This window comes from Microbacterium sp. Yaish 1 (assembly GCF_002245215.1).
In the GTDB taxonomy this organism is placed as follows: Bacteria; Actinomycetota; Actinomycetes; order Actinomycetales; family Microbacteriaceae; genus Microbacterium.
Genome location: NZ_NPMR01000001.1, coordinates 1194136 through 1216043, shown reverse-complemented (window position 1 = coordinate 1216043; position 21908 = coordinate 1194136). Strand labels below are relative to the sequence as shown.

Sequence of the window (21908 nt, the reverse complement as noted above, 5' to 3'; positions counted from 1 at the left end):
CACCCGGCATCCGCAACTTCTGGCGAGTCGACGGTTGGCCCCGCGCAGCCGGAGAGGGTCAGGGCGTTGCGCGACGGGCGGGGGCGAGGTCCTCGAGAAGGAACTCGTCGAAGCAGGCGCGCAGCTCGTCGGCCATATCGAGCGTCGTCCGATCGAGGAGCCATTGGATCTGCAGGCCGTCCCACACCGCGATCGACCGCGCGGCGGCGCTGGGGATGTCGACGTCCGCCCGCAGGCCGCCCTCCGACCGGATGACGCTGAGCGCGTCGACCACGATCTTCCGGCTGTTCTCGTACCGGTTCCGGAAGAAGTCGTGGGCGGGGTGGTCGGGCGAGGTCGCCTCCGCCGACAGGGTGCAGAACAGCTCGATGACCCCCGGGATCGTCGAGTTGTAGTCGGCGAGGGCGACGAGATCCTCGAGCGCGTCGCGTCCCGAGTGCTCCTCGAACGAGAACCTGCTGCGCGCGAGGTCATCGCGGTGGTCGAGCACGGCCAGCAGCAGCTCGGCCTTGTTGCGGAAGTGGTGCAGCAGCCCGGCCTCGCTCATGTCGACGCGGTCGGCGATCTCGCGCAGCGAGCCCTTGCGGTAGCCCGCGCTCGCGAAGACGGCGAAGGCCGCGTCGAGGATCAACGTGCGCGTGCGCGCGCTCTTGGCGTACGGGCCTCGGGCGGCGGTTCGGGGCGTCTGGGTCACGCGCGGCATTTCTTCATCCTGGCGGCAACCCGCGCGTTGCGTGGGGCTCGCGGGGGAATGCGAAGCGTGTCGGTCGCGATCGGCCGATCACGAGCCGTCGAACCGGCCGGTCAGCGCCGCCCGTGCAGGTGGTCGCGGTGCTTGGCCGCCTGGCGGGCGCGCACGGGCAGGTCGATCGGGCCGGTGACGGTGAGCTCGTCCTCCCAGCACTCGATGCCGCGGACACCGGGCAGTCGCTCCCGCGTGAAGACCGGGTCGAGCCCGGCACGACGCTGCTCGGTGTAGTCCTTGAGCAGTCGGAACGCGATGCCCGACAGCAGCGCGATCGCGATGAGGTTCGTCAGCGCCATCAGCCCCATCACGCCGTCGGCGAAGTTCCAGACGAGGTCGGCGCCGACCACTGATCCGCTGAGGACGGCGGCGACGACGAGTACGCGGTATCCCGTCAGCACGGCAGGATTGGTCGAGATGAACTCGATGTTCGATTCGCCGTAGTAGTAGTTCCCGAGGATCGACGAGAACGCGAGCATGAAGATGATGATGCTCAGGGCGATGTTCGACCACTCGCCGAGGGTGTCGACGAGCGCCCCCTGCGTCAGGTCGATTCCGCGTGAGGCTCCCGCCAGATCAGGGACGGACACCAGGATGATGAACGCCGTCACCGAGCACACCAGGAACGTGTCGAAGTAGACGCCGAGGGTCTGCACGAGCCCCTGCTTCACCGGATGGGTCACGGCGGCGCTCGCGCCGGCGTTCGGGGCCGAGCCGAGCCCAGCCTCGTTCGAGAACATGCCGCGCTTGACGCCGGTGAGCACGATGTAGCCGAAGGCCGCGCCGACGACCTCGTTGAAGCCCCAGGCCGACGTGAAGATCTCGGCGAACACCGGCCCGATCCGGTCGAGGTGCAGCGCGACGACGATCACCCCGAGCACGAGGTAGGCGAGCGCCATGATCGGCACGAGCACCTGGGTCACCGAGGCGATGCGGCGCACCCCGCCGAACACGACGAGCCCGGTCAGCAGTGCGACGCCGCCACCGACGACCCACGGCAGCCAGGGCAGGTCGCCGCCGAGGCTCGAGCTGATGGTGGCCGAGATCGTGTTGGCCTGCAGTGAGCTGAAGGCGAAGGGGAAGCAGATGATCAGGATGACGGCGAAGAGGATGCCGAGCCACCGGGCGCCCAGCCCGCGCTGCATGTAGTACGCGGGACCGCCGCGGAAACTGCCGCGATCGCGCGTCTTGAACAGCTGCGCCAGCGACGACTCGATGAAGCTCGAGGCACCACCCACGAACGCCATGACCCACATCCAGAACACCGCGCCCGGGCCGCCCACCGCGATGGCGGTGCCCACGCCGGCGATGTTCCCGACGCCCACGCGGGACGCCGCTGAGATGGTGAACGCCTGGAAGGCGGAGACCGACTGCGGCTTGCCGTCCGCGGTCTGCGGCGTCTTGTCGGTCAGCGTGCGGAACATCTCGGGAATGAGGCGGAACTGCACGACACCCGATCGGACGGTGAAGTAGAGCCCGAGGAGGACCACGACCGGGAGGACGATCCAGGTCCAGAGGTGGTCGCCCCACGTGAGCAGCCAGTCGTTCACGGCATCCATGCCCGTCGAATCCATGTTCGCCAGTATGACGACTCGGAGTGCCCGGTGCGAGGGCGACGCGACCGAATGCGACTCACCGGTCGCGTGAAAAACCACTCATGCGTGGGATGTCAAGCCTTCGCGCGCACCTGATTCCCCCAGGTGACCCCCGGTACGCTGTCAGCTGGTGAGCCGGGAAGTCTGGTCGGCACGAAGTCGTCGATCGAACCCGGAGGATCCGTGCTCACTGTCCTGCCTGCCCTCTGCTGCCGCGCGCCCGCGAACGCCCTGACCGGGCGGCAGCGCGCATGACCCTCCTCGTCGCGGTCGCTGCAGCCTGGTTGCTCGTGGCGCTCGCCCCCGCGTTCGTGCGGCTGACCGGACGGCACGCGGGGTGGCCTCTGGCCGCCGGCATGCTCGCGGTGCTCGGGCTCGTGCTCTCGGCATGGAACCCGCAGCAGGTCGTCCGCGAATCAGTGCCGTGGATCCCGGCACTCGACATCGCGCTGCGCCTCCGGCTGAACGGGCTCGCGCTGCTGTTCGCCGTCGTGGTGCTCGCGATCGGCGCGGTGGTGCTCGTCTACTCGACCTCGTACCTGCGCCAGCCTCGGTCGCCGGGCTTCTACGGCCTGATGACGGCGTTCGCGGCGGCGATGCTCAGCCTCGTCCTGGCCGATGACCTCGTCGTCCTCTTCGTGGCGTGGGAGCTGACGACCCTGTGCTCTTATCTGCTGATCCTCCGCTCGGGCCCCGCGGCGAAAGAGCCCGCAACGCGCACGCTCCTCGTCACCGCCGCCGGCGGTCTCGCTCTCCTCGCCGCCGTCGTGACCCTGATCGCGCGCACCGGCACCACCGAACTCACCACCGTCCTCGCGCACCCGCTGTGGCGCGAAAACCCGGGATTCGCGACGGTCGTCGCGGTGCTCGTGGCGATCGCCGCCATGACGAAGTCGGCGCAGTTCCCGTTCCACGCCTGGCTTCCGGATGCCATGGTGGCGCCCGCCCCGGTGAGCGCCTATCTGCACGCGGCGGCGATGGTGAAGGCCGGGATCTTCCTGCTCATGCTCTTCGCGCCAGCCGCGTCCGCGGCGGCGATCTGGTCGCCGCTTCTCGTGGGCGTCGGGCTCTGGACAGCTCTCATGGGGGCGTTGTTCGCGGTCCGGCGCGCCGACATGAAGGAGCTGCTGGCGTACTCGACCGTGAGTCAGCTCGGCCTCCTGGTCGCGGTGATCGGCGTCGGCACACCGACGGCGATGCTCGCGGCGAGCGCGCACGTGGTCGCTCATGCGCTGTTCAAGTCCGCCGGGTTCATGGGCGTCGGGCTGGTCGAGAAGCGCACCGGGGCCAGGATCCTGACCGAGCTCCGCGGATCCTGGGGGATGCTGCGCTGGGATGCCGCGATTCTGATCCTCGCGGCGGTCAGCATGGCCGGCATCCCTCCGATGCTCGGGTTCATCAGCAAGGAGCTGCTTCTCGACTCGTTCCTCACGGCTGCTTCGCCTGCGCTGTCATGGACGCTCGCGATCGTGGCCACCGCCGGAGCCGTGCTGACGGTGGCGTACAGCCTGCGCCTGGTGCTTCCCCTGCTGCCCGGTCGCCTCGGTGCCGCTCGGCCCGGTGAGCACGGGCCGCAGGCCCGCCCCTGGCGCGACACTCGAGTGATGTCGATCGCCGTATCCGTCCCGGCGATCCTGGGGCTGGCTCTCGGGGTGGGGGCGCCGCTGCTCGACCCGGTCGTGCGACCCGCGGCAGCGGGGGCCGCGGGCGTCGACGCGGCATCCGTCTCGGGCATCTACCTCTGGCACGGGGTGAACGCGGCTCTGCTGCTGTCGGTGACGGCGATCGTGCTCGGAACGCTGGTCGGCCTCCGGCTGCGCGGTACTCCCGTGCCAACGGCACCGCAGCGGTGGTCGGGCGTCCTCGCCGTCCAGTATGCGCAGCGGGGCATCATCGCGCTCGGCCGTCGTGTCGGCGACCTGACGCGCTCTGACGCCCCCGCCGCGAACCTCGTGGTGCCGATCGTGCTGATCGGTGCCGCCGCGGCGGCGCTTCCGGCGATGTGGCGCGGTTGGCCGCGTTACGACGAGCCGTTCCTCGTGCTCGATCTGCTCCTGCTCCTCCTCGTCGCGGCGGGGGTGATCGCCGTCTCGGTCGCCACCCGCCGCCTGACCGCGATCATCAGCGTGGGTGTGGCCGGGTTCGCCGTCGTGCTGTGGTTCCTGGTTCTGGGCGCGTCGGATGTCGCGGTGACGCAGCTGCTCGTCGAGATCCTGACCGTCGTCGTGATGGTGCTCGTGCTGCGCCGGATGCCGCGCCGCCTGCGCCCGTCGCGGCTGCGGCGACGGGTGCTCGCCGTCATCGCCGCGCTCGCCGCCGGGGCGACCGCGACGCTCGCCGCGCTCGTGTTCACCGGACACCGCGAGATCTCGGATGTCGCCGCCTTCTTCCTCCGCGAGGCGAAGGAGCTGACCGGCGGCACCAACATCGTGAACACGATCCTGGTCGACTTCCGAGCGCTCGACACGCTCGGCGAGCTCGTCGTCCTGGGGATCGCAGCGGTATCGATCACGGCGCTTCTCGAGGCACGTCGAGCCGTTGACCGCCCGGTGCGGGAGGGAACCTCCGCCGCGCTCTCCGACGCCCGCGCCAACGCGGTCTTCCTCACCACTGTGGGACGCATCGTCGCCCCGGTGATGGTGGTCGGGTCGGCCTACGCGCTGCTACGCGGTCACAACGACCCGGGCGGCGGCTTCATCGCGGCGCTCATCGGCGCCGCGGCCATCGCGCTGATCTACCTCGCCGCCCCGAGCGACGAGATCCCGCGGATCGAGCGTTCCTACCTGGCGATCGCCGGAGCGGGCGTCGTCATCGCGGTCGGCACCGGTCTGCTGGGGCTTCTCGACGGCTCGTTCCTCCGGCCGCTGCACGTCGACATCGGCAGCCTGCACGTCACCACGGCCCTCGTCTTCGACCTGGGCGTGTATCTCGCGGTCTTCGGGGTCATCCTCGCCGCCATCAATCGCCTCGGTCTGTCTCCCGCCGATGCGGTCCGAACCGACCGTTCGTCAGAAAGGAGCGTCCGGTGATCCTCGCCCTCACCATCGGTGTGCTCGTCGCCGGAGCGGTCTACCTGCTGCTGCAGGAAGACCGGCTGCGCGTCATCCTCGGCTTCGTGCTGCTCTCGCACGCGGTCAATCTGCTGCTGTTCAGCGCCGGCGGCATCGACTCGCGCGAGGAGCCGCTCGGCGAGGCGCTGGATCCGGCGACCACGGCCGATCCGCTGCCGCAGGCGTTCGTCCTGACCGCGATCGTCATCGCCTTCGCGATCACCATCTACCTGCTCGTCCTCGCCGTGACGGGCAACCCGTCCGAAGACGCCGGGCTCGAGGATGCGGGCGTCGACGATGCAGGGCCCGACGATGCGAAGGCCGCGGCCCCGGCCCGAGGAGGACGCCGATGAACGACGCTCTGCTTCCGCTCATCGTCGCGGTGCCGCTCCTCGCGAGCGGTGTCGCCGCGTTCGCGCGCCATCGTCATCGATGGGCGATCGTCCTGCTCCTGATCGTGCTGACGGCGAACCTCATCGCGGCGGCTGCGCTCGTGTGGGCGACAGCCGACGGATCAGTCGTCGCCCACGGGATCGGCGGATGGCCCAACGGCATCGCCATCCCCTTCGTCGCCGACGCGTTCTCCGCCCTCATGCTCACGGTGGCGGGCCTGCTCACCCTCGTCTGTGTCGTCTTCGCGATCGTCGCGGACACCGGTCGCAACCGGCTCTTCCCCGCGCTCGTCCTCGTGCTGACGGCGGGAGTGAACGGCGCGCTCCTGACGGCCGACCTGTTCAACCTCTTCGTCTTCATCGAGGTCATGCTGCTGCCCTCGTACGGGCTTCTGGTGCTCTCGCGTCGCGGTCGCGGCACCGACGAGTCCGTCACCGGCTCGAGGCTCTACGTCACCTTCAACCTGTTCGTCTCCACGGTCTTCCTGGCCGGGGTGGCGCTCGTCTACGGTGTCGCGGGCACGGTGAACCTCGCCGAGCTCGCCGGCGCTGCTCAGGAGTCGCCTCTGGTGGCGGCAGCGCTCGGGGTCTGCCTCTTCGCGCTCGCGATGAAGGCCGCTGTGGTCCCCGTGCACGGGTGGCTCGCCCGCGCGTACCCGTCGACGTCGCCGGCCATCACCGCGATGTTCTCGGGTCTGCACACGAAGGTCGCGATCTACGCCATCTACCGCATCTACGCCGTCGGCTTCGAGGGCGACCAGACCTACCTCTGGATCGGCGTCGCCGTCTTCAGCGCGACGATGCTGATCGGTGTGCTCGGCGCGGTGGGGGAGGACCGGATGCGGTCGATCCTCGCCTTCCACATGGTCAGCCAGATCGGCTACATCCTGCTCGGCGTCGCGCTGTTCACGCCCCTGGGTCTGGCCGCGGGTATCTTCTACCTGCTTCATCACATGATCGTGAAGGCATCGCTGTTCCTGTCTGCGGGTGCCATCGAGACCCGATTCGGGACGGATCGCCTCGACGACCTGCGCGGTCGTGTCGGCCGGGAACCCGTGCTGATGGTCGCCTTCGGCGTTGCGGCGCTGTCGCTCGCCGGCATCCCGCCGTTCTCGGGCTTCTTCGCGAAGCTCATGCTGCTCGTCGCGGCGGTCGAGGACGGACAGGTCGCGGCGGCGGTCATCGCGATCGTGGTGAGCCTGATCACCCTGCTGTCGATGCTGAAGATCTTCAACGCCGTCTTCGCCCGCACGGTCACCGGTGGTGAGCCGGCCGAGCCGGCCGAGCCGGCCGGTCCGGCCGGGCGCGGCGGACTCGCGGTGGCGCAGCGCTCCACGACCCGCGCCGCGCTCGCGGCGCCGGCTGTCGCGCTCGCCGCGGCGACCCTCGCCCTCGGGCTCGGTGCGCAGGGGCTGTTCGCGCTCGCGGAGGTCGCGGCCGCCGGCCTGCTCGATACGACCGCGTACGTCCGGGCGGTGCTGCCGTGATCCTCAGCATCCTCACTCTGCCCTTCCGGTTCGCGGCTTTCGTCTGCTGGTTCGCCGCGCAGCTCACGCTGACGTCCGTGAGAGTGCTCGGCGACATCCTCAGCCCGGGGCTGGCCGCGACCCCACGCGTCGTGCGGCTTCCGCTGGGGTCGGCGGGCGACCTGCACGTCACCGCGATCAGCGTCCTCATCACGCTGACTCCCGGCACGCTGGCCCTCGGCGCGGCACGAGATGACTCCGGCGAGCGCTTCGTCATCGTGCATTCGCTGTACCACCGCGACACCGATTCGGCGCTGGCCGACTTCGCCGACATGGACCGCCGGATGACGAGCGCGGTCGCACTGGGAGGACCGAGATGAACCTGCTGGACCTCGCCGCGGCGGGATGCGCGATCGCCATGATCGCGTCCGTCGTGCACATCCTGCGCGGACCGACCCCCGCCGACCGCGTCATCGCCGCCGACCTGCTCACCTTCAGCCTGGTCGGCCTCGTGGCGCTCGTGGGCGTACGCCTGGCGCGCGAGGGCACGTTCGACCTCGTGCTGGTCGCGACCCTCGTCGCCTTCCTCGCCGCGGTCTCGCTCGCCCGCGCGCTGACGGGAGGTCGTCGATGACGATCCTCGAGCTCATCGGTCAGGTCCTCGCTCTGCTGGGCGCGCTCATCTTCGTCGTCGCCGCGGTCGGCCTGCGCCGCTTCCCCGACCCCTACGCGCGCATCTCGGCTGTCGCCACCGCGGCGGGCCTGGGCGTCGCGTTCATCACGGTCGGCGCGGTGCTGCAGGTTCCGACCGTCGACAACGTCGTCAAGGTCGTGCTCGCCGTGCTCCTGCAGCTGATCACCTCGGCGGTGGCGGCCATCGTCATCGCCCGCGCCGCGGTGAGCTCGGGGCATCGGTTCACCGAAGGCACCGATACCGCGGCTCTCGACGAGGACGCATGACACGCGCGGTGGGGCGGGCCGGGGCGCGGGCGCCGTGGCATATGGTGAGGGAGTTCGGCCGTGAGACCGAGCAGGTGCGCCGGGAAGTCTGGTCGGCAAGACGATGACCGCTACCCGAAGGGCTCCCGTGAATCCCCGCATCGCCGTTGCCGGTGACCGACCCGAACCGATGGCGGCCGCCATCGCGTCCCTCGCCACCGCGGGCGAGCCCACCTGCCTGGTGTGGACGGTGGATCTGGAGGCGGAGCCGACGGCCCGCCGCTCCCGCGTCGAGCTCAAGCAGCGTTACGACTCCCTCCTCGCCCACGCGTCGGGTCTCGCGGCGCTGCGGAACCTGGTCGTCCTGCTGCGGCATGCCGACCGCGTCCCCGAACGCAAGATGCACGCGGCCGCGGCAGCGCTCGCCACCCGGCTGCACGCCGATCTCGAACGGGCGCGCGGTCGCTACGTGGATGTCGCCGTCGTCGACATCAGCTCGTGCACCGACACCCGGCGTCTGCTCGACCGCGTGGAAGAGGTGGCGGGAACCGCGGCCGGCCCGGTCGGGAACGTCGCCCTCACCTGGCACGAGATCCGCGACCGCAGCATCCACGCCGCCGCCGCCGCGTCGCAGTTCTGACCCCCGCCACCGTCCGTCGAGTCGCCAGGATGTGCGGATCCGGCACCCCGCGCATCCGCAGCTTCTGGCGAGTCGACCGGCTGGAAGCGGGTCAGCGCTCGGCGACGATGTCCATGCCCGGGCCCTCGGCCGCGCGGGGAGCGAAGCCGTGGCGCTCGTAGAACGCGGCCCGGCCGCGCGCGGCGAAGAGCTGGATGTCGTGTACGCCGCGCCGTCGCGACTCGGCGACGAGCATCCGCAGGATCTCACTCCCGATGCCGCTGCCTCGCGCTGCCGTCGCCACGATCATCTCGGTCACGAACGCGTGCATGACCCGTCTGGCGGCCGCGGCGCCGGTCAGAACGCGCCAGAGCGTCACTGAGGCATCATCGGGTGTCTCCCGCCAGGCAGCGGCGCTGACGGCTGGGAGTTGACGACGGGGACCGACCAGGTACGGACGGCCGTGAGCGTCGAGGGAAGCGGCGCGTGGGGGGGCGATGGTGCGGGCGGGTTGGCGGGTTGGCGGGTTCGGCGTCGTCGACGAGGCCGGCGAGCAGGCTCAGGAGCGCGCGCACCTGTGCTGCGGGCTCGGCGCTCGCGTCGGCCATCGCACCCACCTCGGCCCTGAGTAGCTACTCGACGCTGTTCCTCCTCCTCGCCGGTCTGCTTGTTGTCGACCGGCTCGCGCACGTCACGGCCGCCGAAGATGCGGATGCCGCGCTCACCCTTTCGCACCTAGCGGTTGAGCTTCTGCCACGTCCTGTAACCGGCGACGTGCGACGCCTCGGGGCCCAGTTGAAGATCAGCAGCAGGTTTCCCAGGCTGTAGCGGTGGAACGACTGCGCGAACGTCAGGAACCGCGCCCACGTCTCGGACTCGCGCAGCGCCTCGACCTGTTCCGCGATCGTCGCTTGCATGCCTCAGCCTCGGCGCGACGCTCCTCGGCGCTCTTGGTCTTCCTGACTGTGCATGCCATGTTCGGAACCATTCACCCAACGGAATTGGTGCTACTCGCGTCCTGATCTCTCCCTCGACGTTTTCGCCGTGAAGGCGTTTTACCGCCGCTAGGGAGGAGCCGTCGGCGCAGCCGCCTTTATGGAAGTTGGCGGACCGTATGCTGCTGAGGGATTCGCGGCAAAGAACGGGCCGATAGGTCCTGACAGTGCCGGCGACGCCGGCCACCCGTGAGGTGTTGCTGCCCGCTTCGTCGTATCCGCGCGGGAGGGATACGCGCATCGCCTCCATCTCGCACAATCGTCGCTGCCGTCCCCCAAATGGGGGACAGACGTAACACGCTACGTTCGCGATGATTAGCGCGAGAAGTGCGCCCACTTGGTTAGGAGGAGTTAGCAAATGAAGTTATACCGCGGTCTGGCGGCAACGACGATAGCTGGATGTGTGATTGCACTATCCATCGGTGGCACGGGTGCCGCCTCCGCCGCCGGTGAAACCGAGCCTGAGTTGCCGAGCTACATCGCACCGGTCGAGCCTGCCGATCTGCCCCCCGAGTTGCGCACCGACGCGCCGGACATCCGATACCAGACTGAGGAAACCGTGCCTCTTTCCGTCTCAGAGGGACTTCTCCGGCTTGAACTCGAAAACCCTGAGATTGGTATCGCAGGTGCGGAGTGGGACGCCGAATCGAAGACGACCTTCCTCTATGCCACCGCCCCAGAAGAGACCGTCGCGGCGCTTCTTGCGGAGTATGGGATCGACGAGGGTGTTGAGTACCGCGCGGCACAGCATGACGCCGCCACCATGCGCGGCATCATTCGCGAGGTGATCGGCGGAGACACCGGACGACTTGAATCAGGACACGCCGTGGTGAGCGCCACACCGGCGCTCGATGGCTCACGGATCTACCTGGTGTTGGAGGAATCGTCACAGCAACTCAGAGCGGCCCCCGCCCTGCCGGATATCGGCATTCCCCTGTCGTTTGATTATGGTCCCCGCGCTGTTCCAACTATGCGAAACCATGAGCCGTCGCCGCCCGCGGTCCAGCGATTCTCCGGCGCTCACATGCATGGCGGCGGTTGGAGTTGCACGACGGGATTCCGGGTAACGAGGAACAGTAACCCGGGCATGGTCTCCGCAGACCACTGCAGCCTGCCCGGGCCTGTCGGGACTCAGTGGTACTACAACACCACCAGCAATCACTTCATTGGACAGGCTCAGGGGCAGATCATGCCATCAGGCCCGGGATACCGACCCGACCTTGCGTCTTGGACTGGCGGGGGCACCGGGCCGCTTGTCCCCGGAATCTTCATCGGAACTAACACGGTCGCGGGCTCGGGGGTCTACCCGATCTCCGGAGCAGTGAGCACGCCTGTGGGGGCAACCGTGTGTTACTCGGGCAGTCCCAGCGGAACGGTCTGCGGTAACACGGTCACCAACGTCAACGTCACGCTCTGCTACGGCGGGGACTACGGGTGCTATGACAACCTGACCATCACTAACAATGCGGGCGCTCCCGCGGCGGGTCAGGGCGACAGTGGCGGCCCTGCTTACTCCACAAGCGCCGGTGTCGTGTACGCCGCTGGGATCATCAGTGGCATTCTCGATGCAACAACTACGTGCACGGGGGATAGCGGTGGGCGGCTGTGTAGTCCGCGCGTTGCATTCGCCGTGATCAACGATGTCTTCGTCGCGGGCTACGCCCTCAACATCGTTCCATAGCTAGTTTTCTCCCATGCGGGTCGTGACCTCAAGCGTGTAGCTGGTGAGGTCACGACCCGCATGAACCTCGAACGTCCTGGGGGACATGTCCGCCGTGCACGGGCCATCTCCGTTCGACACCGAAATTTCGATGGCGGCGTGACGCGCCTCCTCGTTGATCTCGACAAGCTCAGGCTCCCACGGGCAACTACCAGACCCGTGGGTGGTGATCACCAGAAGATCGCCGACGGCCCATGCATCCACTTTTGAGCCGTCGCTGGTAATGGACAGAGGTGTACCCACAGCTGTCGGCGTCCCCGCGTACCCGGGCAAAGCCTCTCCTGCCCGGGGAGCGCACGCGGTCAAAAAAATATTGGTCAACGCGACCATCAAGGCCAGAGCTCGGTAGCGGAATCGGCCCACAGCGCCGGCTCCGCTGCGAATCTGCGTCATGCCGCCACCCTAACCATCAGTACTGGGACGCGAAACTCCGACGGTGACTCTGGGGTCGGACGCGCCAGGCGACTCACGCACCCTTGATGCAAGGCGCACGGACCTCGAGGCAACTCGACGCCTGGGTTTCTCGATCGGCTTGGTGGCGGGGCCGTCGCCACCGTCCGTCGAGTCGCCAGGATGTGCGGATCCGGCACCCCGCGCATCCGCAGCTTCTGGCGAGTCGACCGGCCGGAAGCGGGTCAGCGCTCGGCGACGATGTCCATGCCCGGGCCCTCGGCCGCGCGGGGAGCGAAGCCGTGGCGCTCGTAGAACGCGGCCCGGCCGCGCGCGGCGAAGAGCTGGATGTCGTGTACGCCGCGCCGTCGCGACTCGGCGACGAGCATCCGCAGGATCTCACTCCCGATGCCGCTGCCTCGCGCTGCCGTCGCCACGATCATCTCGGTCACGAACGCGTGCAGCGCGCCGTCGCTGATCAGGCGCCCGAGGCCGATCAGGTGCCCGTCGCCGTCACGCGCCGTGCACACGACCCAGCTGCCCGCGAGGGCCCGTTCGAAGGTTTCGAGCGACCACTCGGCCCAGCCCGTCTCGGCGTAGAGCGTCGCGAACTCGGCGGCCGTGGGCGGGGCGAAAGAGTAGTGGACGGTCACACTGCACCTCCGAGGAGCGTGTGCCGCCAACCCGTCCCCGCGCGCTCGTAGACGACGCGGGTGTGACGGCGATCGAGCGAGCCCTGCCAGAATTCCACCCTGGTCGCCTCGATGCGCCAGAGTGCCCAGTCGCCCTCAGCGACATCCCGGCGCGCCGCCTCGGGCCGAGCGGCCAGATCTGCGGCGGTGTCCTCGGCGCTGGCCTCGCGGATCGGCCCGCGCACGCGCACGGCCCGCATGACCGGCTGCCACCAGAACGCCAGAGCTGCTGCGGGCTGCGCTTCCAGCTGCCCGCCCTTCGCGGATGACCGTGTGCTCGCGAACGCCCAGCCCCGGTCGTCGACGTCTTTGACGATCAGTGTGCGGGCGTCGGGGATGCCGTCGGCGTCGACCGTCGCGAGGGTCGCGGCGTGGGGCTCGGCGACCCCCGCGGCGGCTGCCCGGTGGATCCACTCCTCGAACAGCGTCACCGGCGAGGCGGGGAGCCGGTCGGTGTCGAACACCGGAGGTGTGCCCGTCAGCGAGGGCTGCGAGCGCAGCCACTCGCGCAGCCCGCTCATGCCGCGAGCCAGGCGACGTCGGCGAAGAGCCCGCGCAGGTCGTTGACGAGCCGAGCGGTGTGGAAGCCGTCGGCCGCGGCGTGGTGCACCTGCACGGCCATAGGCAGCAGCATCCGCCCGTCACGCTCGACGTAGCGCCCGAGCGTGAAGATCGGAGCGAGGTGGCCCCCACCGCCCTCGACGTTCAGATTGAACCCGGTGAAGTCGGTCCACGGCAGGCTCGACACGTCGAAGCTGTTCGGCGGCGGCGGACCCTGCGGGAAGAGCTCGGTGCTGCCGGCGTGATCGGCGATCACCCGGGCCGCGGCGTCGTGGAAGGCGGCGAAGTCGCGGTCGAAGGGCGCCGATACGCTCGAGAACGTCTCGGTCTCGGGGTGGAAGATCGTGAACGACGGGTGGACCTCCGGCCACACCGCGGGGGCGCCGTCGGCGGTGAGCGTCATGCGGAACTCCGGGTGACGGTTGACGATCGACGCGATCGCCCAGACTTGCGCGATGTAGGTGCGACGCCCGGAGGCGCGCACCGCCGCGACGAAGTCCGTCACGTCGATCTCGACCGTCATCGAGTAGGTGCAGCGAACGGTGCGGAGGTAGTGCTCGAAGTGCCGCCGTCGCGGCCAGGTCTCGAGGTCGATGGGGGCGGCGTCGTGCATGTTCTCATCCTCCCAAAGCAGCCGTCGCGGCGCAGATGCGCGAGAGTAGAGGCACTATGACCGACACCAGGCCCTCCGTCCTCTTCGTCTGCGTGCACAACGCGGGACGCTCGCAGATGGCCGCGGGATTCCTTCGCGACATCGCGGGTGACCGCATCGAGGTTCGTTCGGCCGGTTCCCTGCCCGCCGATCGGATCAACCCGGTCGCCGTCGAGGCGATGGCCGAACTCGGCATCGACATCACCGCCGAGCACCCGAAGGTGCTCACGACCGAGGCCGTGCAGGCATCCGACGTCGTCATCACGATGGGATGCGGCGATGCCTGCCCGTTCTTCCCCGGCAAGCGCTACGAGGATTGGAAGCTCGACGACCCCGGGGGACAGGGCATCGACGCCGTCCGCCCCATCCGCGACGACATCCGGGAGCGCATCCGTCAGCTGGTCGACGAGCTCATCTGACGGCGCCGGGCTGTCCGAAACGACGATCGCCCGCAGCGGACGGGTGTCCGTTGCGGGCGATCGAGAAGAAGCGTCAGCGCGCGGCGCCGGCGAGGGTGCCGGTGACCTGACCCTGCGGGTCGCCGATGAGGCAGAGGATCTCGCGGTCGCCGGCGTCCCAGCTGCCCGCGGTGGGCACGTAGTAGTTGAAACCGAGGACCGACTCCTCGTATGAGATCCCCACGAAGGGCGCGAACGCGTCGTAGCAGACCTGCTCGGCCTCGGTCTGGGCCGCCTCGATGCCGGGGAACTCGTCGGCGTCGATGTCCTGTGCGTGGTACGCCTCGAGGTCGTGGGCCTCGCTGCACGGGACGGTGGGGGTCTCGGTGACCTCGGTGTCGGCGGTGCCCGAGTCGAGCATGCAGTCGCCGACGCGGATCGCGAAGACGTCGGTGCTCGCGTTCGACTCGGCGATCGCGCCGGATTCGTCACGGACGGGGGCGGCGGCTCCGCCACCGGTGAAGGCGTTGAGCGTGGAGCAGCCGGTCGCGAGCAGGGCGACGGTCAGCGCAGCAGCGGGCAGGGCGAGGAGTCGACGAGCAGTGTTCACGTCGACCGACTCTAGCCAGTTTCGGCTGTTTCTGGGAAATCCTGATGATTTTCCTGAATGTTCATGCGTTGGTGAGGTGAAACGCTTCAGGCGATTCCCGGAACATCCTCGAGAGCCGTGTAAACGGGGACGCCGCGCTCCCGGGCGATCGCGACATCCTGGTCCGCACCGCGCGATTCGCCGGGCAGGCGGAGGACCGCGTCGCAACGCTGCAGCAGGCGGTGGGCCACCGGATACATCACCTTCTCGGCCAGGGGGTCGGTGGGGCCCGAGGCTCCCGCGCTCGCGAGGACGGGCAGCGCGACCCACTCGCCGATCATCGGGATGTGCCCCGCCTCGAAGAGCGGCCATGCCGCCTCTTCCAGTCGGGCCAGGTTGCGCCGCATCAGGGCGGGATCCCCGCCGGTGCCCGAGGCGTAGGGCCCGGCGATGAGGATCATGAGGGAATCGGTCGTGGCTTGTGCGGTCATGTTTCGATACTATGCATCAACATGCGCAAACGTGAAGGAGTCGGAATGCTCGCTGCATCTCGGAAAGATCTGCTGCTCGCGCGCCTCCGCGCCGACGGGCGTGTCATCGCCAAGGAGCTCGCCGCTGAGCTGGGGGTCTCCGAAGACAGCATCCGCCGCGATCTTCGCGAGCTGGATGCCGCCGGCCTCGCCGTTCGCGTCTACGGGGGCGCGCTGCCGGCGTCGCCCGCCGTCGCCGACTATGCGTCTCGCCAGGCGGTCGCGACCGAGAGCAAGCAGCGCATCGCACGCTTCGCCGCGAGCCTCATCGAACCGGGCAGCACCGTCATCGTCGACGGGGGGACGACCGCCCTCGCCACGGTACGGGCGCTCGACCCGGCGCTGGCCTGCACCATCGTCACCCACAGTCCGACCGTGGCAGCAGCGCTCCTCGATCACACAGCCGACGTCATCATCATCGGCGGGCGGCTGTTCAAGCACTCCGCGGTCGCGAGCGGCGCCGCGGCTGTCGAGGCCGCACGCATGGTGCGGGCCGACCGCTTCCTCCTCGGTGTCACCGGCATCCACGCCGACGCGGGCCTGACGACCGGCGATGCGGACGAAGCGGCGATGAAGCGCGTGCTCGCCGAGCGTGCCGCCGAGACCTACGTCCTCGGCAGCGAGGAGAAGATCGGCGCCGTGTCGCCCTTCTCGGTGCTGCCGTTCGACGAGGTCACGGGGGTCATCGTCGATCCCGCGGCTCCGGCCACCAGCCTGGAGGCCCTCGACCGCCGCGGCGTCCCGCTGCTCCGCGCCGGGTGACACGCGCCGGGTGACGCCCTCGCGGCTGCTCGCTAGGCTGAGCCGCATGCAATGCCGGTGAATCCGCTTCCGATCCCCATCCGCGCGTCGACGCCGACGCGATCGAAAGGTTCACTCATGCACGCATACTCATCCGCGCCCGCTCTGCCGCTCACCGGGAAGACCGCCCTGGTCACGGGCGTCTCACGCCGCCGGGGCATCGGCTTCGCCGTCGCCACGACTCTCGCCCGGCTCGGAGCGAGCGTCGTCGCCCACCACCACCGGCCCCACGACCTCGACCTGCCGTGGGGCGGCGACGACCTCGATGCCGTCCGGGCCGGCATCCGCTCCCACCTCGTGGGCGACGCGAGCTTCGCCGACATCGCCGGCGATCTGAGCGTCGCGACGGCGGCGGCCGACCTTGTCGATGAGGCGGCCGCGGTGACGGGCGCGCTCGACATCCTCGTCTGCAACCATGCCAAGAGCGGCGACGACGGCAGCATCCTCGATATGACGCCCGAGCGCCTCGACGCGTTCTGGGACGTCAACACCCGCGCGACCCTCCTCCTCACCGCGGCCTTCGCCCGCCGCTTCACCGACGTCCCGTCGGCGCCGCGCCGGCCGGGCGACCGGATCTCGGGGTCGAAGCCCTACGACGCGCCCCGGGGGCACGTCGTGTGGATGACCTCGGGCCAGATCCACGGGCCGATGGTAGGCGAGGTGGCCTACGCGACCAGCAAAGCCGCCCTCGCGGGCGTGACCGGAACGGTCGCCGCGGAGCTGCTCGAGCTCGGCATCATCCTCAACACCGTGAACCCTGGACCGGTGAACACGGGCTACCTCGACCCCGACACCACCGACCGCTCGCTCGACGGCCTCGACGACTGGCTGACGACGACGGCGTTCGGACGCGTCGGGCGGCCCCAGGATCCCGCTGAGCTGATCGGGTGGCTCTGCAGCCCGGCGGGGTCGTGGCTGGTCGGCCAGGTGCTCACGAGCGACGGCGGCTTCAGCCTGCTCGGCTGAGCGGGGGGCGGTTCAGCGCTTGTTCGTCGAGGCGAGCGCGACGATCTCGCCCCGGGTGGAGGCTCCCGTCTTCCGGCGGATGTTGCGGATGTGGTTCTCGACCGTGCGAACGCTCAGGACCAGCTTGGCGGCGATGTCGCCGTTGGACATATCGGCCGCGATGAGCTGCACGATCTCGCGTTCGCGCGGTGTGAGCAGCATCGCCGTGCGGTCGCGCCGCGTCCGTCTGACGTTCGTGTCGGCCAGCTCGCGGGCCGCTTCTCGGCAGGCCGCTGCGCGGTCGTTGTCGCCGTGATCCCGGTAGAGGTGCGCGGCGAGGTTGAAGTACTTCAGTGCTTCGGCCGCCATGCCCTCGCTGCGCAGCCCGCGGGCGGCCGCCTCGACTCGGGCCGGGTCCTGCGCGTGGGCGGCGGCGCGGGCCTCCAGGAAGATCTCGTACATCGACCCGCCCAAGCGCTGCGGCGGGTCGGCGACCTGCGCGGCGAGTTCGGGGTCGTAGTGAATGTAGAGGGATGCGAGCATCGCCAGGTCCGCCGCGAGACCGTACCCGCGGCGTCGGGCGTCGCGCGTCACCTCGGCGAAGATCTCGGCCGCGATCTCGGTCGCCCCGCTGACTGCGACCGAGAACGCCTCCGTCCAGCGCAGGTCGCTCAGCACCATGCCGTCCGACGCCCCGGCGATCTGCGCGGCGTGCTCGCGGTACCCCGATGCCGCGCTCTCGTGCCCGGCACGTGTGGAGATGACCGCCATCAGGACGAGCACCGCACGGTCGGGCGAGAAGTAGAGGGTCTTGGCGCTGATGCCGGTCGTCAGGAGGATCGCGAGCGCGTCCTGCGCCTCGTCGAGGCCGTCGAGCACGGCGATGCAGTCGGAGATCCGTCCGGAGACGAGGTGACAGGCCGCGAGCAGGACCCCGGCGATGTCGGCGCCGAGCCCGCCCGCGGCCGCCCGCGCGGCGAGCACCCGCTCGTCATCGGGGGCGACGCCCTCGATCTCCCAGCGGACGGCGCGGGCGAGTGTGTCGAGCGCCTCGGCGTAGGCGAATCCCGTCGGGACCTTCTCCGTGAGCGGGCGCACGACATCGGACAGATCCGCTCCGCGCGACAGAAGCCAGCGCGAGTGGAAATGGCGCAGTGTCAGTTCCGCCTCATGATCCCGGCTGGTGCCGTAGAACAGGTCGGAGCACCGGCTGATGACGTCCTCGATCTCGCGCGGGTCGCTCGGCCCCGTCATGAGCAGTCCGAGGTATCGCACAGCAGTGCGGGGGTCGCCCTCCTCCTGCCAACGCGCCCGCGCGACGCCGACCTGGACGTCGAAGGCCTCGGTGAACATGCGCGAGACCGCGGGGACGTCCGCCAGCTGCAGCGGGGCCGGTGTCGGTGACGCCGACTGCTGCGGCACGCCTGCGGGGCGGAGTCGCTCGAGCAGGAGGGCGCGAGCCTGCGTGTCGAGATGCGAGCTCTCCTGCGCGAGTCTGTCGGTCGCGTGGCTGAGGATGCGGCGGCGCCGGGCCGTGGCGGGCTGATTGCGGAAGTAGTCGCCCAGCCCGGGCGGGTGCACCGCGACCATCGCGCGTCGATCGGCACCGACCTCGGTGACGCGCACGAGCTGGTTGTCCTCCAGCTCCTCGAGCAGCTCGGCGCCCAGGAGGGCCCACGCCGCGGTCACCTCCACCGTTCCCGTCGTGGCGAGCAGCTCCACGGCATCCCGGATCTCCGGCCGGTAGGAGTAGAGCACCGACTCGTAGGCGCCGCGTGCGTCGTCGGACCAGAGAACGGGACCGGAGACCCATTGGTCCCCGGAACGCCAGACCAGACCGTGGGCCAGCGCTCCGTCGAGCAGCGCCACCGCCAGGCCGGGGATCCCGGCCGAGTCCATGTGGATGCGCGCCGAGACGCTCGGCGCGAGCGATCCGTCGACCCTCTCGTCCAGGAGCGAATGAAGGACATCGAGCCGCAGCCCCTCGAGCGCGATCTGCACGACGGGATGGGCGGCCTTGATCAGCAGGTGCTCGTCCGGGTCGGTCAGTGCGCGGCGGAGAGTCGACGCGACGATCGGGCGTCGCAGCAGCCGGTGCAGCTGGATCAGTGCAGACCACGACGCCGTGTCGAGCAGGTCCGCATCGTCGATCATCACGACGCTGTCGCCGCTCGAGAGGTATCGGGCGAGAGCGTCGCTGATCGCGGCGGCCGTCCCGCCCTCCTCTGCCACGGCTCTCCGATATGCAGGCGGGAGGGCGACGCGCAGCGCCTCGAGGGGGGAGTGGGATGCCGTTCCCACCACGTTGAGGATGATGTAGTCGAGATCGGCGAGGGTGCTCCGCACCTGACTGAGGATCTCGGATCTGCCCGACCAGCGGATCCCGACGAGTTCGACGCTGGTTCCCTGGCGGAGGAGTTCGACGATGCGATGCGTCTCATGGGATCTGACGGACAAGCGCGCTTCCTTTCGGTGCGTGGGCGGTGACGGCTCTCGATGACCGAGAGCCGGATGCCTCACACACACAATCTGGCACTGATCGCTGTCAGTTTTCCAGGATCGCCGCGCCCCCGTCTCAGCTGAGCAGCTGCATCTCACGAGGGGATCCCGTGTCGACGCGCTCCGCATCGGGGCGCGGGCGGCGCCGCTGACCCGGGATGATGAAGAGCGCCAGGGCGAGCGCAGAGACCGTCAGACGCCCTTCGAAGCTCTGCATGTACGTGAAGGTTCGAGCGGCGACGCCCGAGAGCGCGAAACGGGGCGTGCCGAGCACCTGCTCCCGCGTGATCGGCTGCGGGTCGCGACTGCTGTTGGCGTCGCCGCGCAGCCAGGCGCCGTCGTCCGTCAACGAGTCGACGCGGTGCACGTACTGGCTCTGCCCGGACCCGAGGTCGAGCGAGGCGACGACGATCTCTCCCACCTTCCGGAGCTCGTCTCCCGTCGGCTTCTGGACCGAGAGGACGTCGCCCACCTGGAAGGTCGGCACCATCGAGCCGCTCGAGACCGTCACGAAGCGGTCACCGCTTGCCGTCGTCCATGCGAAGGGGAGCACCAGCAGGACGAGCAGGAGCACCGCGCTGCTGCGGAGGAGTACGCGGATCATGCGCGGTCCTTTCGGTCTGTCACGGGGCAGGATGCGTGCCGGGGGATGCTCGGGGGCGGCGCGGGGAGGGCGCCGCCCCCGAGGCCGGTCAGGCCGGGTTCATGTAGCTGACGACGAAGTCGGCCGTCACGCGGTGCTCGTCACCGGCGTCGCCCTCGAGGACCGTCGGGTCCTCGAGCAGGATGCGCACGGGCACCTGGATCGAGGCGTTGCCCTCGATGGCGGAGGGCAGGCCGAGAGCCGTCGTGAACTCGACCGGCTCGGCGATCGTCCCGGCCGCGACCCAGCTCGTGATCTGACCCGAGGCGTCGGTGACGCCGTAGCGGACCTGCAGGTTCTGCGCGAGGTTCGGCGAGATGTCGCCGTGCGTCTCGAAGCTGGCGGCGTACTGCGCCGCGTCACCGCCCTTGTTGGTGACGGTCCAGGTCGCGTCGACGAACTGGTTGTACTTCGTGGTGTCGAAGACGTGGTCGATCGGGGCGCCGGCGACCGTGAGGAGCGCGCCTCCGATGTTGTCGATGTCGCTTCCGGGGGCCGTCGCCGAGAACCGGTTGTCCACGATGGACGTCACGTGATCCCAGTTCGCTCCGACGCCGACCATCCCGACACCGAGAGCTCCCGCCGCGATGACGGCCAGCAGCTTCTTCCGGTTCTTGTTCGACTGCGTCTTCTCCATCGTCTTCTCCATCGTCATCTCCACTCGTTTCGTATGGGAAACCGCACCCGACCGGGATGTTCTGCCCGGGTCGCCGTTGCTGCGCGGCTACTCAGAGGTTAGGAATCGCGCGGGGTCCCTCAGCCGCGAAGCCGGGCCATGTGAGTGACGACGAGAACCCACCTAGGTACATGCCCCAGGTGGGTGCACGCACACCTAGGTGCCGGGTGCGTCGTGGTCCTGCTCCCGCCGGCGCAGGAGGAGGCCGACGACGATGGCGAGCGCGGCCAGGAGCGAGGGGAGCAGCCAGAGGGACGACGGCGCTCCCGAGGCGGCCAGTCCGTTCCCGTGGCCGGGGGAGTCACCCGGTGTGCCCGCGATGTACGACAGCTCGAAGTTCGCCGTCACGCTCTGGGTCTGGCCCGCCGGCAGGGCTGAGGCGTCGGCGAGCGTCACTCGGACCGGGATGCTCGCCGAACCGGGCCCCGTCATCGTGGAGGCGCCCGTGACCGTGGAATAGGGAACCGGGTCGGCCAGGGTGCCCGCGGGCAGCCAGTGCGTCGCCGTCCCGTCGTCACCGCCGACGCCGTACTCGATCGCGAGCGCTTCGGCGAGCGGTGTGCTCACGTCGCCCCCGGTGACGAAGACGCCCTCGAAGCTGTAGTCCGCCTGCCGGTGCGCCGTCAGCGTCCAGCGGGCCTCCACGCTGTCGCCGGGGCGTGCGGTGTCGAAGGAATGGACCAGGGGCGACCCCTCGAGGACGAGACCGCGGGGATCGGTGCGGACCTCATCCTGAATCGCGCTGGCGGGAGCGCCGGCGGCGAACGTCAGGCCCAGAAGAGCTGCCGTGGTGAAGCCGATCCGGTGGAGAAGCTGCCCCGAGCGTCGCTCCGGAGCCGCGTTCCCCCTCGGGGTTCGTCGCAGACGTCGTTTTCTGTGTGGCACGGTGCGCTCCTCTCCGGTATGAGAGCGCGTCGGGCAGCGTCGTGCGGCACGCCCCCCCATGAACGCGCCAGATCCGCCGCGGCGCTCCGGTCAGATGTTCGCAGGCGTCTCCATCTCGCGGCGGAC

Annotated in this window: 24 protein-coding genes; 11 read left to right on the top strand and 13 right to left on the bottom strand. The window is 69.6% G+C overall.

Annotated features, from left to right (window positions below; translation table 11 throughout):
* Nucleotides 1-58: 58 nt before the first annotated feature.
* Nucleotides 59-703: a TetR/AcrR family transcriptional regulator gene (locus CI089_RS05745; RefSeq protein WP_094260638.1), complete on the bottom strand. Its 645-nt coding sequence runs from the start codon at nucleotides 701-703 to the stop codon at nucleotides 59-61.
* A 101-nt stretch (nucleotides 704-804) separates the two neighbouring features.
* On the bottom strand, nucleotides 805-2319 hold the full coding sequence (locus tag CI089_RS05740; RefSeq protein WP_256977539.1) for an alanine/glycine:cation symporter family protein: 1515 nt from the start codon (nucleotides 2317-2319) through the stop codon (nucleotides 805-807).
* A 272-nt stretch (nucleotides 2320-2591) separates the two neighbouring features.
* Here CI089_RS05740 and mbhE point away from each other — a divergent pair, with 272 nt between their 5' ends.
* The 7 genes from mbhE (at nucleotide 2592) to CI089_RS05705 (ending at nucleotide 8827) form a co-directional block, all read left to right on the top strand.
* Nucleotides 2592-5369, top strand: coding sequence for a hydrogen gas-evolving membrane-bound hydrogenase subunit E (gene mbhE / locus CI089_RS05735; RefSeq protein WP_094260636.1), 2778 nt, complete (start codon nucleotides 2592-2594; stop codon nucleotides 5367-5369).
* Nucleotides 5366-5743 (top strand): sodium:proton antiporter, encoded by a 378-nt coding sequence (locus CI089_RS05730; RefSeq protein WP_094260635.1) that lies wholly within the window; start codon nucleotides 5366-5368, stop codon nucleotides 5741-5743. Before mbhE ends, CI089_RS05730 begins: the two co-directional genes overlap by 4 nt.
* The gene (locus CI089_RS05725; protein WP_094260634.1) at nucleotides 5740-7269 is read left to right on the top strand and encodes a monovalent cation/H+ antiporter subunit D family protein; all 1530 of its coding nucleotides are present in this window, start codon (nucleotides 5740-5742) and stop codon (nucleotides 7267-7269) included. Before CI089_RS05730 ends, CI089_RS05725 begins: the two co-directional genes overlap by 4 nt.
* Nucleotides 7266-7628 (top strand): Na+/H+ antiporter subunit E, encoded by a 363-nt coding sequence (locus CI089_RS05720; protein WP_094260633.1) that lies wholly within the window; start codon nucleotides 7266-7268, stop codon nucleotides 7626-7628. Before CI089_RS05725 ends, CI089_RS05720 begins: the two co-directional genes overlap by 4 nt.
* Nucleotides 7625-7882, top strand: a complete 258-nt coding sequence (locus CI089_RS05715; RefSeq protein ID WP_023953776.1) for a monovalent cation/H+ antiporter complex subunit F — start codon at nucleotides 7625-7627, stop codon at nucleotides 7880-7882. Before CI089_RS05720 ends, CI089_RS05715 begins: the two co-directional genes overlap by 4 nt.
* Nucleotides 7879-8208 carry a cation:proton antiporter gene (locus CI089_RS05710; RefSeq protein ID WP_094260632.1) on the top strand — a complete coding sequence of 110 codons (330 nt, stop codon included), beginning with the start codon at nucleotides 7879-7881 and terminating at the stop codon, nucleotides 8206-8208. Before CI089_RS05715 ends, CI089_RS05710 begins: the two co-directional genes overlap by 4 nt.
* Before the next feature lie 127 nt (nucleotides 8209-8335).
* The gene (locus CI089_RS05705) at nucleotides 8336-8827 is read left to right on the top strand and encodes a hypothetical protein (RefSeq protein WP_094260631.1); all 492 of its coding nucleotides are present in this window, start codon (nucleotides 8336-8338) and stop codon (nucleotides 8825-8827) included.
* 91 nt (nucleotides 8828-8918) lie between these two features.
* Here the strand turns inward: CI089_RS05705 and CI089_RS05700 are convergent, their stop codons facing one another.
* Nucleotides 8919-9185, bottom strand: a complete 267-nt coding sequence (locus tag CI089_RS05700; RefSeq protein WP_094260630.1) for a GNAT family N-acetyltransferase — start codon at nucleotides 9183-9185, stop codon at nucleotides 8919-8921.
* Nucleotides 9186-10159: 974 nt separating this feature from the next.
* Between CI089_RS05700 and CI089_RS16245 the strand changes: the two genes are divergently transcribed.
* Nucleotides 10160-11482 carry a S1 family peptidase gene (locus CI089_RS16245; protein WP_143738923.1) on the top strand — a complete coding sequence of 441 codons (1323 nt, stop codon included), beginning with the start codon at nucleotides 10160-10162 and terminating at the stop codon, nucleotides 11480-11482.
* Here the strand turns inward: CI089_RS16245 and CI089_RS16240 are convergent, their stop codons facing one another.
* From CI089_RS16240 to catA, 4 genes are all read right to left on the bottom strand, one after another.
* Nucleotides 11483-11914: a hypothetical protein gene (locus CI089_RS16240; protein WP_143738921.1), complete on the bottom strand. Its 432-nt coding sequence runs from the start codon at nucleotides 11912-11914 to the stop codon at nucleotides 11483-11485.
* 242 nt (nucleotides 11915-12156) lie between these two features.
* On the bottom strand, nucleotides 12157-12564 hold the full coding sequence (locus CI089_RS05685; RefSeq protein WP_179223243.1) for a GNAT family N-acetyltransferase: 408 nt from the start codon (nucleotides 12562-12564) through the stop codon (nucleotides 12157-12159).
* Nucleotides 12561-13124 carry a pyridoxine/pyridoxamine 5'-phosphate oxidase gene (locus CI089_RS05680; protein WP_094260627.1) on the bottom strand — a complete coding sequence of 188 codons (564 nt, stop codon included), beginning with the start codon at nucleotides 13122-13124 and terminating at the stop codon, nucleotides 12561-12563. Before CI089_RS05680 ends, CI089_RS05685 begins: the two co-directional genes overlap by 4 nt.
* The gene (gene catA / locus CI089_RS05675) at nucleotides 13121-13777 is read right to left on the bottom strand and encodes a type A chloramphenicol O-acetyltransferase (RefSeq protein ID WP_094260626.1); all 657 of its coding nucleotides are present in this window, start codon (nucleotides 13775-13777) and stop codon (nucleotides 13121-13123) included. Before catA ends, CI089_RS05680 begins: the two co-directional genes overlap by 4 nt.
* A gap of 56 nt (nucleotides 13778-13833) precedes the next feature.
* On the opposite strand from catA, the gene CI089_RS05670 reads away from it, so the two are divergent.
* Nucleotides 13834-14235 carry an arsenate reductase ArsC gene (locus CI089_RS05670; protein ID WP_094260625.1) on the top strand — a complete coding sequence of 134 codons (402 nt, stop codon included), beginning with the start codon at nucleotides 13834-13836 and terminating at the stop codon, nucleotides 14233-14235.
* 73 nt (nucleotides 14236-14308) lie between these two features.
* Here the strand turns inward: CI089_RS05670 and CI089_RS05665 are convergent, their stop codons facing one another.
* Together CI089_RS05665 and CI089_RS05660 are read right to left on the bottom strand one after the other, a co-directional pair.
* The gene (locus CI089_RS05665) at nucleotides 14309-14824 is read right to left on the bottom strand and encodes a septum formation family protein (protein ID WP_179223242.1); all 516 of its coding nucleotides are present in this window, start codon (nucleotides 14822-14824) and stop codon (nucleotides 14309-14311) included.
* An 86-nt stretch (nucleotides 14825-14910) separates the two neighbouring features.
* Nucleotides 14911-15294, bottom strand: coding sequence for a DUF4406 domain-containing protein (locus tag CI089_RS05660; protein WP_256977531.1), 384 nt, complete (start codon nucleotides 15292-15294; stop codon nucleotides 14911-14913).
* 45 nt (nucleotides 15295-15339) lie between these two features.
* On the opposite strand from CI089_RS05660, the gene CI089_RS05655 reads away from it, so the two are divergent.
* Both CI089_RS05655 and CI089_RS05650 read left to right on the top strand, forming a co-directional pair.
* The gene (locus CI089_RS05655; protein WP_094260623.1) at nucleotides 15340-16095 is read left to right on the top strand and encodes a DeoR/GlpR family DNA-binding transcription regulator; all 756 of its coding nucleotides are present in this window, start codon (nucleotides 15340-15342) and stop codon (nucleotides 16093-16095) included.
* 117 nt (nucleotides 16096-16212) lie between these two features.
* A complete protein-coding gene (locus tag CI089_RS05650; RefSeq protein ID WP_094260622.1) occupies nucleotides 16213-17100 on the top strand; it encodes an SDR family oxidoreductase in 888 nt (295 codons plus the stop codon).
* A gap of 12 nt (nucleotides 17101-17112) precedes the next feature.
* Here CI089_RS05650 and CI089_RS16235 read toward each other — a convergent pair whose 3' ends face one another.
* The 4 genes from CI089_RS16235 to CI089_RS05630 all read right to left on the bottom strand — a co-directional run bounded on the left by CI089_RS16235 (nucleotide 17113) and on the right by CI089_RS05630 (nucleotide 21782).
* Complete coding sequence (locus tag CI089_RS16235; protein ID WP_143738917.1) at nucleotides 17113-19536, bottom strand: helix-turn-helix transcriptional regulator; 2424 nt, start codon at nucleotides 19534-19536, stop codon at nucleotides 17113-17115.
* Between the two features lie 118 nt (nucleotides 19537-19654).
* Complete coding sequence (locus CI089_RS05640; protein WP_094260621.1) at nucleotides 19655-20182, bottom strand: S26 family signal peptidase; 528 nt, start codon at nucleotides 20180-20182, stop codon at nucleotides 19655-19657.
* An 88-nt stretch (nucleotides 20183-20270) separates the two neighbouring features.
* A complete protein-coding gene (locus CI089_RS05635; RefSeq protein ID WP_143738915.1) occupies nucleotides 20271-20876 on the bottom strand; it encodes a hypothetical protein in 606 nt (201 codons plus the stop codon).
* 177 nt (nucleotides 20877-21053) lie between these two features.
* On the bottom strand, nucleotides 21054-21782 hold the full coding sequence (locus CI089_RS05630) for a hypothetical protein (RefSeq protein ID WP_094260619.1): 729 nt from the start codon (nucleotides 21780-21782) through the stop codon (nucleotides 21054-21056).
* Nucleotides 21783-21908 lie beyond the last annotated feature (126 nt).